This window comes from Diaphorobacter ruginosibacter (assembly GCF_040396215.1).
Classification (GTDB): Bacteria; Pseudomonadota; Gammaproteobacteria; order Burkholderiales; family Burkholderiaceae_C; genus Diaphorobacter_A; species Diaphorobacter_A ruginosibacter_A.
In genome coordinates, this window is the sequence record NZ_JBEBOW010000110.1 from 1 (window position 1) to 13,080 (window position 13,080).

Below are 13,080 nucleotides of genomic sequence, written 5' to 3' on the forward strand. Positions count from 1 at the left end.
CACCCACATGATGCTGCATATCCCCGAAGTGCTGACTCGCGAGCAGGTCGTGCAGATGCGCGCCGCCATCGAAGCAGCCGAATGGATCGACGGCCGCGCCACCGCCGGCGTGCAAGGCGCGCACGTCAAACGCAATCGACAGTTGCCGGAAACATCACCCATCGCCATCGAGCAAGGACGCATCATCGAACAGGCGCTCGCCCGGTGCGACCCGTACTTCAGCGCCGCCCTGCCCGCGCGCACCATGCTGCCGTTATTCAACCGCTACAGCGATCGTGAGTCCTACGGCCTGCATGTCGATGGCGCTGCCCGCCGCGTCCCCGGCTCCGCGCTGTGGATGCGCACCGACGTCTCATGCACGCTGTTTCTGAGCGATCCCGAAGACTACGAAGGCGGCGAACTGACCGTGGTCGACACCTATGGAACCCACGAGGTGAAGCTGCCGGCGGGCGACATGATCCTCTATCCATCGACCAGCCTGCACCGCGTCAATCCGGTGACCCGCGGCGAGCGCATCGGAGCATTTTTCTGGACACAAAGCCTCGTTCGCGATCCCGCACGGCGCGCGATGCTGTTCGAGATGGACCGGGCGCTACGAGGCCTGCGCGCCCGCGTGGGCGAAACCGAGGAAACCGTGGCGCTCACGGGCCACTACCACAATCTTCTTCGGATGTGGTCCGACACCTGAACTGCCATTCGCACGAGGCCAACCGCTTATCCATGCCCACCGTGAACGCCTCCATCTCCGCCTCCGTCCAGACAGCACCGACGTCGGATTTGGGAGCAATTTAGGTGTAGCCATGACACCCCATCAGCGGCCAACAAAAAACCCCTAGGTGAATCAATCACCTAGGGGTTTCTGTTTTGGCGGAAACGGAGGGATTCGAACCCTCGATGAGGCTCTACACCCCATACTCCCTTAGCAGGGGAGCACCTTCGGCCACTCGGTCACGTTTCCAATCCAATTATTGTAACCCACTGGATGAGGGTTTTTTGGAAATCAGGCCTGTTTTTTTGGCCTGCTGACCCTGATCATTCCTGATCGAGCTCGAACGCCTTGTGCAGCGCACGCACGGCCAGCTCGACGTATTTTTCGTCGATCACGACCGAGGTCTTGATTTCGGAGGTGGAGATCATCTTGATGTTGATGCCCTCCTCGCTCAAAGCGCGGAACATCTTGCTGGCGACGCCGACGTGGCTGCGCATGCCGATGCCGACAATGCTGACCTTGGCGATCTTGGTGTCGCCGACGACTTCCTGCGCGCCGAGCTTGGGCAGCACCTTGTCCTTGAGCAGGTCGATGGTGCGCTGGTAGTCGTTACGGTTGACCGTGAAGCTGAAGTCGGTCTTGCCTTCCTTGCTCAGGTTCTGGATGATCACGTCGACGTCGATGTTGGCTTGTGCCACTTCGCCGAGGATCTGGTAGGCGATGCCGGGGGTATCCGGCACGCCCAGGACGGAAATCTTGGCCTCGTCGCGCGTGAAAGCGATGCCGGAGACAACGGCTTTTTCCATTTTTTCGTCTTCCTCAAAAGTAATCAGCGTGCCGGAGACGGCTTCTTCATTGATGTCGATATCCACGGGCGTGAAGCTGGAGAGCACGCGCAGCGGCACCTTGTATTTGCCGGCGAATTCGACAGAGCGGATCTGCAGCACCTTGCTGCCGAGGCTGGCCATTTCCAGCATTTCCTCGAAGCTCAGGGTCGCCAGGCGGCGTGCTTCGGGCACGACGCGGGGGTCGGTGGTGTACACGCCGTCCACGTCTGTGTAGATCAGGCATTCTGCGGCCTTCATGGCGGCGGCGATGGCCACGGCGGAAGTATCCGAGCCGCCACGGCCAAGGGTCGTGATGTTGCCGTTCGGGTCGATGCCCTGGAAGCCGGTGACGATCACCACCTTGCCTGCGTCCAGTTCGGCGCGCACGCGTTTGTCGTCGATGGATTCGATGCGCGCCTTGGTGAAGGAGCTGTCGGTGCGAACCGGCACCTGCCAGCCGGTGAAGCTCACCGACTCCATGCCTTCGCCCTGAAGCGCGATGGCGAGCAGAGCGGACGATGCCTGTTCGCCGGTGGCGGCCAGCATGTCCAGCTCACGATGATAGGACGTGGAAACACGCGACGGGGCCAGCTCCTTGGCCAGGCCCAGCAGGCGGTTGGTTTCACCACTCATGGCGCTGGGCACCACCACCATCTGGTGGCCTGCCCTGGCCCATTTGGCCACGCGCTTTGCGACGTTCTTGATGCGCTCTGTCGAGCCCATCGATGTGCCGCCGTATTTATGAACGATCAGTGCCATGGAATTTTCGGGGTGACGAAACTTTTCAATCACGGCGCAAAAATGGACTGAACGCTGTTTTGGCGCGCCGACGTTTCGTGCAAAAGTTGAATCCAAAACTCGTTAATTGTACCAATCAAGAACGTCCCCGTTCCGCTGGATGTATCCACGGCCTGTCTTGAGATGAATTCGATGCCCGCACGTGGTGCATGCCGCGATCTGATCCAGCAACTGGGCAAGCTGCGCGGCGCTGGGCGTGGTTGCATGCGAGTGACGCAGCCAATGGCGAAGGACGTTGGCCTGCCTTGCGCGGCTCAAGCCTTGCAGCGCCTTGATACCCGGAGGATTTCCCACGCTCTGCAGGTCCATCTGCGCCAACTCCTCCAGCAGTTGCGCCGCTTGCGCCGCATTGGCGGCACTGCGGCTGAACGTGTCGCGGAACTGGGCAAAGGTCTGCTCCAGTGCCGCGAGCAGGTGTTTGCGAATGCGGTTGCGCGTGTAGCGTTCATCCGAGTTGCTTGGATCCTCCACCCATTGAACGCCTTGCTCAACGAGCCAGCGACGGATCTCGGGACCTGCCACTGCCAGCAACGGCCTGTGCCATTGGACTGCGGCGCGCTCCCACTGCGCGGGCATCGCGGCAAGGCCCGCCACACCCGCCCCGCGCGAGAGCGCCAGCAGGATGGTCTCGACCTGATCGTCCGCATGCTGCGCCAGCGCGATGCTGCGAATGTCGGACGACTCGGCGAGCAGCGCCTCGAACGCGCCATAGCGCGCCTGCCGCGCCGCATCCTCGGGGCTTTGCCCGGCGGCATTGCGCGCGTTCACGCGGCTGACCAGCAGCGGAACGCCAAGCCGGCCGCAGAGCGCGCGGCAATGCGCTTCGAAGCCATCGGCGGCGGCCTGCAAGCCGTGGTGAACATGGAACGCGCGCACCTGTCCCGGCCAGCGCCTCGCGCAGGCAACCAGCAGCGCCGTCGAATCCGCGCCGCCGCTCAGGCCCACGGCCACAGGAAGCGCGGGATCGAAGGCTTGAATGGCGGACTCGAAGGACAGCGTCATGAAATCAATGGAAAAAGCGGACCGGCAGGATGATTCATGCCCGTCGAAGTTGCTGGAACCGGCCAGTTTAGGGCCTGCAAAAGCAAACGGCCCCGAAGGGCCGTCCATGCACGGGCCGAAGCGGCCCTCGCTCAGGCGTTTTCCGCCTTGGTGTCGTTGAAGCGGCCGTAACTCTGCACGCGCTCGTAGCGGCGGTCCAGCAGCTCCTTGGGTTTCAAATCCGCCAGTTGGCGGAATGCATCGCCCAGCGCGCGCTTGAGGAATGAAGCCATCTGCTTGTGGTCGCGATGAGCGCCGCCAACCGGCTCGTTGACGATCTTGTCGATCAGGCCCAGCGCCTTCAGGCGGTGCGCGGTAATGCCCATGGCGTCCGCCGCTTCCTGCGCCTTGTCGCTGGTCTTCCAGAGAATGGATGCGCAACCTTCGGGGCTGATCACCGAATAGACGGAATACTGCAGCATGATGACCTGGTCGGCCACCGAAATCGCCAGCGCGCCGCCCGAGCCGCCCTCGCCGATCACCGTGGTGATGATGGGCACTTCCAGTTGCGCCATCTCGAAGATATTGCGCCCGATCGCCTCGGACTGGCCGCGCTCCTCCGCGTCGATGCCGGGATAGGCGCCCGGCGTATCGACGAAGGTGAACACCGGCAGCTTGAACTTCTCGGCCGTCTTCATCAGCCGCAGCGCCTTGCGATAGCCCTCGGGGCGGCTCATGCCGAAGTTGCGCGCCGCGCGCTCCTTGGTGTCGCGCCCCTTTTGCTGGCCGATCACCATGCAGGCGTGGCCGTTGAAGCGCGCGAGGCCGCCAACGATGGACAGGTCGTCCGCGAAGTGGCGGTCGCCGTGCATTTCGACGAAATCGGTGAAGATCTCGCGCACGTAGTCCATGGTGTAGGGACGCTCCGGATGGCGCGCGATCTTGGTGATCTGCCAGGGGGTCAGGTCACTGTAGATGTCTTTCGTGAGCTGGTGGCTCTTCTTGCTGAGCTGGTCGATCTCCTCGGAGATGTCCACGGCGCTTTCGTTCTGCACATAGCGCAACTCTTCGATCTTGGATTCGAGCTCCGCGATGGGTTGTTCGAAGTCCAGAAATGTTTTCTTAGCCAACGTCATTCTCCTTGGGCTCTTCTGGCCCAAACTGCTCCGATTGTTTTTCCGGTCGGAATGGATTTTTATACATTCCGTTGCATTTTTTGCTTTAGTGCAAATCAATAGCCTGATTCAAACCGGCATCGGAGCAAGTGATCTCCAAATATACCAACTTGCAACGCTGCACCACGGCTTCCATGCTTCCGCGACTTCGCGGGCATCGCTTCGGCTCACCGGCTCGCCAGAAAAATACTGGTTGCTGATACCTTGCAAAAGCGTGGGGTCATCCAGCGGCAGCACGTTCGGGCGCCCCAGGTGAAACAGCAGGAACATGTCCGCGGTCCAGCGGCTGATGCCGCGGATGGCGACCAGCTCGGCGATGATGGAATCATCCGTCATGCCATCCCATTCGTTGACGTGCAGGCGCCCGCTGTCGAAATGCAGCGCCAGATCGACGATGTACTCCACCTTGCGGGCCGACAGGCCGGACGCACGCATGTCGTCCACCTTCAGCAGCAGCACGTTGGCCGGTGTCATCTCCTGGTGCAGGAGCGCGAATTTCTCCCACACGCGCTGCGCGGAAGCCACGGACACCTGTTGGCCGACGATGCTGCGCGCCAGCGTGGTGAACGCGTCGCCGCGCAGGGTGAGCGAGACATCGCCGAGCTGGGGAATCAGGCGGCGCATCACGCGGTCCTTCTTCATCAGATGCCTGCAGGCCTCCTGCCAATAACCTGGCGGCTCCAGCCCCCCGGCGCTCTCGCTCTGCGTCTTCTTGGTTGCGACCATGAATCAGGACTCTCCGTTCATGGCCGCCTGCGGACGACGGCTCAGGTGCGGACGGTTCACTGCGCGGCCTCCCAGGTGGTGCCTGCGGCGGAATCCTTCAGCACGATACCCTGCTCCAGCAATTCCTTGCGGATGCGGTCCGCCTCGGCCCAGTTCCTGGCTGCCTTGGCTGCCGCGCGCTCTGCGATCCGCGCTTCGATCGCCGCGCCGTCCAGGCCCGCCGCGCCCGCCTGCAGAAAGCCTTGCGGGTCTGCCTGAAGCAGGCCGATCACCCCGCCCAGCGCCTTGAGCAGGCCAGCCGACTCGGGCGATTTGCCGCGATTGACCTCGCCCGCCAGGTCGAACAGCACGGCCACGGCCTCGGGAGTGCCGAAGTCCTCGTCCATCGCCGCCTTGAAACGGGCCGCGTAGGGGTTGGCCCAGTCGATGCGGCCGATATCGGCCGCGGGGACCAGGCTCAGCGCCGTGTACAGGCGCTTGAGCGCATGGCGCGCATCGTCCAGATGCACATTGCTGTAGTTCAGCGGACTGCGGTAGTGCGCGCGCACGACGAAGAAACGCACGGTTTCGGCGTCATACTCCTTGAGCACATCACGGATCGTGAAGAAGTTGCCCAGCGACTTGGACATCTTTTCGTTGTCCACGTTGATGAAGCCGTTGTGCATCCAGGTCATGGCGAAGGGCTTGCCGTTCGCGCCTTCACTTTGCGCGATTTCGTTTTCGTGGTGCGGGAACTGCAGATCGGCGCCGCCGGCATGGATGTCGAAGGTCTCGCCCAGCAGCTCGCAGCTCATCGCCGAGCACTCGATATGCCAGCCCGGACGGCCCAGGCCGTAGGCGCTGTTCCATTTGGCTTCATCGGGCTCCGTGGGCTTGGCGCTCTTCCAGAGCACGAAATCGAGCGGATCGTCCTTGCCGTCGAGCACCGCGACGCGCTCGCCCGCGTGCAATTCATCGAGCGATTTGCCCGACAGCTTGCCGTAGCCGGGGAACCTGCGCACCGCGTAGTTCACGTCGCCATTGGGAGAGCGATAGGCCAGCCCTTTTTCCTCCAGCTTGCCGATGATGCCGAGCATCTGCGGCACATAGTCGGTGGCGCGCGGCTCGTGCGTGGGCCGCTCGATGCCCAGCGCATCGGCGTCCTGATGCAGCGCATCGATCATGCGGTCGGTGAGGCTGCGGATGGTTTCTCCGTTTTCCAGCGCGCGCCTGATGATCTTGTCGTCGATGTCGGTGATGTTGCGCACGTAGGTGACATCCAGGCCGCTGGCGCGCAGCCAGCGCTGCACGACGTCGAACGCCACCATCGAGCGGGCATGGCCCAGATGGCAAAGGTCATAGACTGTCATGCCGCACACATACATGCGCACATGTCCGGCCTGAAGCGGGGAAAACTCCTCCAGCGCACGCGACAGCGTGTTGTAGATTCGCAAGCTCATGAAATAAAAATGGGTAATTCAGTGCGTAGCCCCGCCCGCTCCCACGGCGGGCGATGCAGGGATGTCGGACGTTCACAAGGCATCCAACGTCTGGCGGCGGCGCCAGTGGCGGCCGCCCGCAGGCAAGGCACACCCCTCAGCTACAATTCGCCTCAGTATAAGCCCGCGCCGCATTCTGGCTGGCCTCCTCAGTCTTTTGCCATCACATGAATTCTGTACGCACCTCAGTTCAATCCTTCCTTCGGCTGGCCGTTCTGGCCTGCGCCATGGGATCTCCCTGGGTCCATGCGGACGACTATTCCGGCATCACCACCCTGCTCAAGCAAAAGAAGGCCGACCAGGCACTGGCCGCGGTGAACAAGCGCATCGACGCCACGCCCCGCGACCCGCAGCTGCTGTTCCTGCGCGGCGTGGCGCAAAGCGACCTGGGCCAGACCGACGAGGCGATCGAGACATTCACCCAGCTCACCCAGCTCTACCCGGAGCTGCCCGAGCCCTACAACAACCTCGCCGTCCTGTACGCCAGGCAAAACGAACTCGAGAAGGCGCGCCGCTCGCTGGAGATGGCGGTGCGCGGCAATCCCAACTACGCCGTCGCCCACGAGAACCTGGGCGACATCTACGCGCATCTGGCCGCCGAATCGTACGAGAAGGCGCAGCAGCTCGACCCGCGCCTGTCACCGGCCACGGCGCCCAAACTCAGGCAGCTGCGCCAGATGTTCGGCACCCAAGCCTCCAATGCCACGGCCCCGGCGCTCGCGGCCCCGCCCGGCGCTGCCGCCAGCCAGCCCGCCCCCTGAAGCCGGGCCTGGCGCCGCGGCGCCATCGCCCGCCGTCATGACGGCCCCGTGCATGCGCACCGCAACCGGACACAAGAGTCCGCCATCCTCATCGCACATCGTCGAACCAAGGAGTGAATCCATGTTTTCCCGTCGCCATTCGCTGCTGGCCCTCGCCAGCGCCGCCGCCGCGCTGATCGCCTCCGCGCCCGCCCTCGCCCAGGACGCAGCCAACCCCAAGGTCAAGCTCGCCACGTCGATGGGCGACATCGTCGTGCAACTCGACCCGGCCAAGGCTCCCAAGACCGTGGAGAACTTCCTGGGCTACGTGAAGGACAGGCACTACGACGGCACCATCTTTCACCGCGTGATCGACGGCTTCATGATCCAGGCAGGCGGCTTCACCCCCGACATGCAGCAAAAGGCCACCAAGGCGCCGATTCCGCTGGAGGCCGGCAACGGCCTGAAGAACGACAAGTACACCATCGCCATGGCGCGCACCGGCAATCCGAACTCGGCCACCGCGCAGTTCTTCATCAACGTGAAGGACAACGACATGCTCAACGCGCCCAAGCCCGACGGCTACGGCTACACCGTTTTCGGCAAGGTGGTCAGCGGCACCGACGTGGTGGACCGGATCAAGGCTGTTGCAACAGGCAACAAAGGCCCGCACCAGAATGTGCCAAATACTCCCGTGGTGATCGAATCGGCCACCTTGGTGAAGTAAGCTCAAGGTCTTTGTTTTTTCTCATTGACTCACCATTTCCTGAAAGAAGACCACCTCATGAGCAATCCGCAAGTTGAAATGACCATTGCCGGCCAGGGCACGATCACCATCGAACTGGATGCCGAAAAGGCGCCGAAGTCCACGGAAAACTTCCTGAACTACGTGAAGAGCGGCTTCTACGACGGCACCATCTTTCACCGCGTCATCAAGAACTTCATGGTCCAGGGCGGCGGCTTCGCGCCCGGCATGCAGCAAAAGGCCACCCAGGATCCCATCGTCAACGAAGCCAACAACGGCCTGAAGAACGACAAGTACACGCTGGCGATGGCACGCACCAGCGATCCGCACTCCGCCACGGCGCAGTTCTTCATCAACGTGGTCGACAACGGCTTCCTCAACCACACCGCGCCGACCGCGCAAGGCTGGGGCTATGCCGTGTTCGGCAAGGTGGTCAAGGGCACCGAAATCATCGACGCGATCAAGGGCGTGCAGACCGGCCGCAAGGGCTTCCACGACGACGTGCCCAAGGAAGACGTGGTCATCGAAAAGGCCGTCGTTCTCTGACCACCGGCTTGTCGGCGGCGGCCAAGGCCTTGCGGCCCGGATCGCCGGCACAATCATGGGGCTGCGCGGCGGCCCTTCACGCGCCGCCGCGCTCCCCTCGCCCATCAGCGCCATGATCCCGCCCACTCCCCCCATCAAGGAACTCCAGGCCCCCAAGGACTGGCGCGTCGTGGAATTCGTCTCCGACCTGCATCTGCGGCGCGAGGAGCCCGAGACGGTCGCGGCCTTTCGGCGCTATCTGCATGAATCGGCTGCCGATGCCATCTTCCTGCTCGGCGACATCTTCGAGGTCTGGGTGGGCGACGACAGCATGGACGAGCCCGGCAGCTTCGAGGCCGAATGCGGCGGCATGCTCGCGCAGGCCGCCAGGCAGCGCCCCATGTTCTTCATGCATGGCAACCGCGATTTCCTGGTCGGCGCGCATTTCGAGAAACGCAGCGGCGTGCGGCTGCTGGGCGATCCCACCGTGCTGGCCCTCGGCGGCAAGCGCTGGCTGCTCAGCCACGGTGACGCGCTCTGCCTGGACGATACCGAATACCAGAAATTCCGGGCCGTGGCCCGCGACCCGCAATGGCAGGCGCAGTTCCTGTCGCTGCCGCTCGCCGTTCGCCGCGCACAGGGCCAGAGCGCCCGCCAGCAAAGCGAAGCGCGCAAGCACTCGGCGCAGGCGTTCTACGCGGACGTGGACAGCGCCGCCGCATTGCAATGGCTTCGCTCGGCCGGCAGCCAGGTACTGATCCACGGCCACACCCACCGACCGGCTGACCACGACATGCGGGGATCTGGCGGCGAGAAGGCCAAACGCGTCGTGCTCTCCGACTGGGACCTGGACGCCACCCCGCCGCGCGCCCAGATATTGAGACTTACCCGGGGGACCTTGGAACGGATCGACTTCGTCCCCAAGTAGGTCGAATGCCGCCAGCCGCCTCCATCACCCGCTTCCTTCGCCGCGCAACCAACGAACTGCGCTCCCGGCTCGCGCCCGTGCCTGAAATCTCCGCCGAACTGTGGATTTTCACCGTGCGGAAATTCCCGTTCCTCGCGGCGCTCACGGATGAAGAGCAAGCCAAGCTGCGCGCCATCAGCGCCCTCTTTCTGAGACAAAAAGAGTTCACCGGCGCCCATGGCCTGCAAGTGACGGATGAAATGGCGGTGGCCATCGCGGCGCAGGCCTGCCTGCCCTTGCTGCACTGGGGCGATCCCGCCCAGGCCCTGGAGTGGTATGACGATTTCGTCGGGATCGTGGTGCATCCGGCGGAAGCAGTGGCCGTCAGGCACTCCACCGATGCCGCTGGCGTCTCTCATCAATACAGCCAGGTGCTGCTGGGCGAGGCGATGGAGCGCGGCCCCATCATGCTGGCGTGGCCCGCCGTCGCCAGCGCGGGCCAGGACCCCGAGGACGCCACCAGCGTGGTGATCCACGAGTTCATCCACAAGATCGACATGAAGGACGGCTCCGTCAACGGACGTCCGCCGCTGCGGCTGGGCTTTGCCGGCACGAGCACGGCGGCGCAGGGGCGCCAGTTGTGGGCCGACACCTGGACGCGCGCCTATGAGGACTTTCGTGAAAAGGTCATCATCGCCCAGCGCTTCGGCGGCGAAAACCCCTGGCTGAACAGCTACGGCGCCAGCGCGCCGGAAGAGTTCTTCGCCGTGGCCTGCGAAGCGTATTTCGTTCACCGCGCACGATTCGTGGAGGAGTTTCCCACTCTTGCGCCCTTGCTCGACGCGCTGTTCAGGCCGGATGCCGCAACAAAGGCCCGCTGACGGCTTCGCGCCGCATCACACGCCCGGGAGGACGGGGCTCCTCAGCCATCCCAGCCCTTCGCCCGTGCCATAGGGCACGGCGCCACGGCGCGGCTTGTATTCGCAACCGATCCAGCCGTCCCAGCCGCATTGCGCGGCCGCCTCGTCGATCACGCCGAACAGATAGGCGTAGTTGACCTCACCCACGTCCGGCTCGAAACGCCCGGGCACGCCAGCGATCTGGAAATGCCCGACACGCCCCGTGGGCAGGTACTTGCGGATACGCGCGGCCAGATCGCCCTCCATGATCTGGCAGTGGTACAGATCCATCTGCACCAGCAGATTCTTCGCGCCGATGTCTTCGACGATCCGGTGCGCCTCTTCCTGGAAATTCAGGAAGAAGCCAGGCATGTCGCGCGTGTTGATGGGCTCCAGGAGCACGCTGCGCCCCGCCTTGGCTGCCTGCCGCGCCGCCCATCCAAGATTTTCCATGTAGGTTGCCTTGAGCTCTTCCCTGCGCCGGCCCACGGGCGCGAGCCCCGCCATCACATGAATGCGCGGACAGTCGAGCGCCTGTGCATATTCCAGCGCCCGCAGGAAGCCGTCGCGGAACTCGGCCTCGCGCCCGGGAATGCAGGCGATGCCGCGCTCACCCCCATCCCAATCGCCTGGCGGCGCGTTGAACAGCACCTGCCGCAAGCCATTGTCCTGCAGGCGTGCCGCGAGTTCCGCCGGAGCAAAGGCATAGGGAAAAAGAAACTCGACCGCCTTGAAGCCATCGCGGGCGGCGGCGGCAAAACGGTCGAGAAAGCCATGCTCGTTGTAGAGCATGGACAGATTGGCGGCGAAACGGGGCATTCTTTCAACTCCTGGTCATGAGGCGTCGCTGACGCGGCGCCGTCACTTTATCCCAGCAGCAAATCTGCAGCAGCCATGCCGGGCGATCCCCGCCGCGCACCGCCTCAATCGAGCATCACGCCCAGCGCCACGCCATCGCGTCCCGGATCCGCGCCGCCCTTCAGGCCCGCCTCGGTCAATTGGACGCCGTGTACCCAGCCGATGGTGTAGTTGTAGGGATTGCGGCCAACCTCGTATCCCTGCGCCTGCAGCTCGCGCGTGACGTAGTGCGGGATGCGGTTGCACACGTCGATCGAATTGCTGGTCGAAGAAAAACGCGGCGCGGAAATGGCTTCCTGCATGCCCATGCCATGATCGATCATGTTCAGCAGCACATGCAGCACGCCCATGGCGATCTGCGTGCCGCCGGGTGCGCCGAGCACGATCTCCGGCTTGCCCTTGCTGTCGAAAACGATGCTCGGGCAGGCCGACGAGAAACGGCTCTTGCCCGGCTGGATGCTGCCGGCGCGGCCGGGACGCGGATCGAACACGCCCATGCAGCCGTTGTAGAAGAACCCCATGCCCGGCGTGATGATGCCCGAGGGCATCGCCAGCGAGTGCGTCATCGACACGCAGTTGCCGTCGCCATCGACCACGCTCAGGTGCGTGGTGTCCTTGGGCACGGGAGCGCCCGGGTTCACGCGCACCACTTCAAAGCGCTTGCCCGAGCGGATCTCGCCGGCGATCAGCGCGGCGCGATCCTTGGAGAGCAGCTCGTCAAGCGGCACATCGACGAACGCCGGATCGCCGATATGGCGGTCCTTGTCCGACGTGGCCTTCTTCATGGCTTCGCTGACGAGCTTGAGATAGTCCGCGCTGTTGTGCTCCATCGCCCCGAGATCGAACTGCTCCAGGATATTGAGCATTTCCAGCAGCATCGCGCCGCCTCCCGGGGGCTGGTTCGTGGTGACGGTGCGGTCGCGGTACCGGCCCACCAGCGGCTTCACGCGCTTGACGGCATATTGTTTCAAGTCCTCCAGGCCCAGCAGTCCGCCAAGCGACTGCAGGTGCCCGATCATCCGGCGCGCCAGCTCACCTTCGTAGAACGGCGCAATGCCTTCCTCCGCGACTTGCGAGAGCACATCCGCCATGTCCTGGTTGACGATCTGCGTGCCGATGATCTTGGGCGAGCCGTCGGCCTGGCAATACAGCGCCCGCGCCTCATCGCAATACTGCAGGCGGGCCAGGTTGCTGACGCGGCCCGCGAGGGGCTTGTCGATCCAGAACGAATACATGCCGGGCCGCACGATGCAGCCCTCGCTCGCCCAGCGGATGGCGGGCGCGACGACCGTGCTCCACGGCAGCACGCCGTGCGCCGCATGCATCTCGAACAGTCCCTTGAGCGTGGCGGGCACGGCAATCGACTGCGGGCCGATATCGTTCACCGCGCCCTTCAGGATGAAGCCGAATCCATCCTTGGTTTCGCCCTCGAGCAGCGACTCCCACATATCCTCGCGCGCGGCCAGCGGCGCGGGCGCGTGGAAGTCGAAATACTCGTGCGCGGACTTGCCCGGCATGTACACCGCCGCCGTGCCGAAGCCCGCGATGCCGCACATCAGCGGATCGACCACGGTCTGCGCGAGCGCGGTCGCCACCGCCGCATCGACCGCGTTGCCGCCGGCCTTCAGGATTTCGATGCCGGACTCGGCAGCCTCGGGCTGGGCGCACGAGACCATTGCCTGTTTTTTCATAACTCGTCTCAAAATGGGTTG

Annotated in this window: 13 protein-coding genes and 1 tRNA gene; 6 read left to right on the forward strand and 8 right to left on the reverse strand. The window is 63.9% G+C overall.

From position 1 onward, the window contains the following. The first annotated feature begins 7 nt into the window (after positions 1–7). Complete coding sequence (locus ABWP92_RS13105) at positions 8–688, forward strand: Fe2+-dependent dioxygenase (RefSeq protein ID WP_353235844.1); 681 nt, start codon at positions 8–10, stop codon at positions 686–688. Positions 689–865: 177 nt separating this feature from the next. On the opposite strand, the gene ABWP92_RS13110 is transcribed toward ABWP92_RS13105, so the two are convergent. From ABWP92_RS13110 to cysS, 6 genes are all read right to left on the reverse strand, one after another. Then, positions 866–958 (reverse strand) — tRNA-Ser (locus ABWP92_RS13110). Between the two features lie 74 nt (positions 959–1,032). After that, positions 1,033–2,295 carry an aspartate kinase gene (locus ABWP92_RS13115; protein WP_353235832.1) on the reverse strand — a complete coding sequence of 421 codons (1,263 nt, stop codon included), beginning with the start codon at positions 2,293–2,295 and terminating at the stop codon, positions 1,033–1,035. A 102-nt stretch (positions 2,296–2,397) separates the two neighbouring features. Next, positions 2,398–3,336: a tRNA lysidine(34) synthetase TilS gene (gene tilS / locus ABWP92_RS13120; protein WP_353235833.1), complete on the reverse strand. Its 939-nt coding sequence runs from the start codon at positions 3,334–3,336 to the stop codon at positions 2,398–2,400. 131 nt (positions 3,337–3,467) lie between these two features. Next, a complete protein-coding gene (locus ABWP92_RS13125; RefSeq protein ID WP_353235834.1) occupies positions 3,468–4,445 on the reverse strand; it encodes an acetyl-CoA carboxylase carboxyltransferase subunit alpha in 978 nt (325 codons plus the stop codon). 114 nt (positions 4,446–4,559) lie between these two features. Beyond that, a complete protein-coding gene (locus ABWP92_RS13130; RefSeq protein WP_353235835.1) occupies positions 4,560–5,216 on the reverse strand; it encodes a DNA-3-methyladenine glycosylase family protein in 657 nt (218 codons plus the stop codon). Between the two features lie 56 nt (positions 5,217–5,272). After that, the gene (gene cysS, locus ABWP92_RS13135; RefSeq protein WP_353235836.1) at positions 5,273–6,655 is read right to left on the reverse strand and encodes a cysteine--tRNA ligase; all 1,383 of its coding nucleotides are present in this window, start codon (positions 6,653–6,655) and stop codon (positions 5,273–5,275) included. Between the two features lie 266 nt (positions 6,656–6,921). On the opposite strand from cysS, the gene ABWP92_RS13140 reads away from it, so the two are divergent. The 5 genes from ABWP92_RS13140 to ABWP92_RS13160 all read left to right on the forward strand — a co-directional run bounded on the left by ABWP92_RS13140 (position 6,922) and on the right by ABWP92_RS13160 (position 10,492). Then, a complete protein-coding gene (locus ABWP92_RS13140; RefSeq protein WP_353235837.1) occupies positions 6,922–7,455 on the forward strand; it encodes a tetratricopeptide repeat protein in 534 nt (177 codons plus the stop codon). Between the two features lie 121 nt (positions 7,456–7,576). Beyond that, positions 7,577–8,161: a peptidylprolyl isomerase gene (locus ABWP92_RS13145; RefSeq protein WP_353235838.1), complete on the forward strand. Its 585-nt coding sequence runs from the start codon at positions 7,577–7,579 to the stop codon at positions 8,159–8,161. A 57-nt stretch (positions 8,162–8,218) separates the two neighbouring features. After that, positions 8,219–8,725, forward strand: a complete 507-nt coding sequence (locus tag ABWP92_RS13150) for a peptidylprolyl isomerase (protein ID WP_353235839.1) — start codon at positions 8,219–8,221, stop codon at positions 8,723–8,725. A gap of 112 nt (positions 8,726–8,837) precedes the next feature. Continuing rightward, positions 8,838–9,632 carry a UDP-2,3-diacylglucosamine diphosphatase gene (locus tag ABWP92_RS13155; protein ID WP_353235840.1) on the forward strand — a complete coding sequence of 265 codons (795 nt, stop codon included), beginning with the start codon at positions 8,838–8,840 and terminating at the stop codon, positions 9,630–9,632. 5 nt (positions 9,633–9,637) lie between these two features. After that, positions 9,638–10,492 (forward strand): M90 family metallopeptidase, encoded by an 855-nt coding sequence (locus tag ABWP92_RS13160; RefSeq protein WP_353235841.1) that lies wholly within the window; start codon positions 9,638–9,640, stop codon positions 10,490–10,492. A 15-nt stretch (positions 10,493–10,507) separates the two neighbouring features. Here ABWP92_RS13160 and otnI read toward each other — a convergent pair whose 3' ends face one another. Together otnI and ggt are read right to left on the reverse strand one after the other, a co-directional pair. After that, positions 10,508–11,329, reverse strand: a complete 822-nt coding sequence (gene otnI / locus ABWP92_RS13165; RefSeq protein ID WP_353235842.1) for a 2-oxo-tetronate isomerase — start codon at positions 11,327–11,329, stop codon at positions 10,508–10,510. Between the two features lie 104 nt (positions 11,330–11,433). Then, the gene (gene ggt / locus ABWP92_RS13170) at positions 11,434–13,059 is read right to left on the reverse strand and encodes a gamma-glutamyltransferase (RefSeq protein WP_353235843.1); all 1,626 of its coding nucleotides are present in this window, start codon (positions 13,057–13,059) and stop codon (positions 11,434–11,436) included. Between the last annotated feature and the right edge of the window lie 21 nt (positions 13,060–13,080).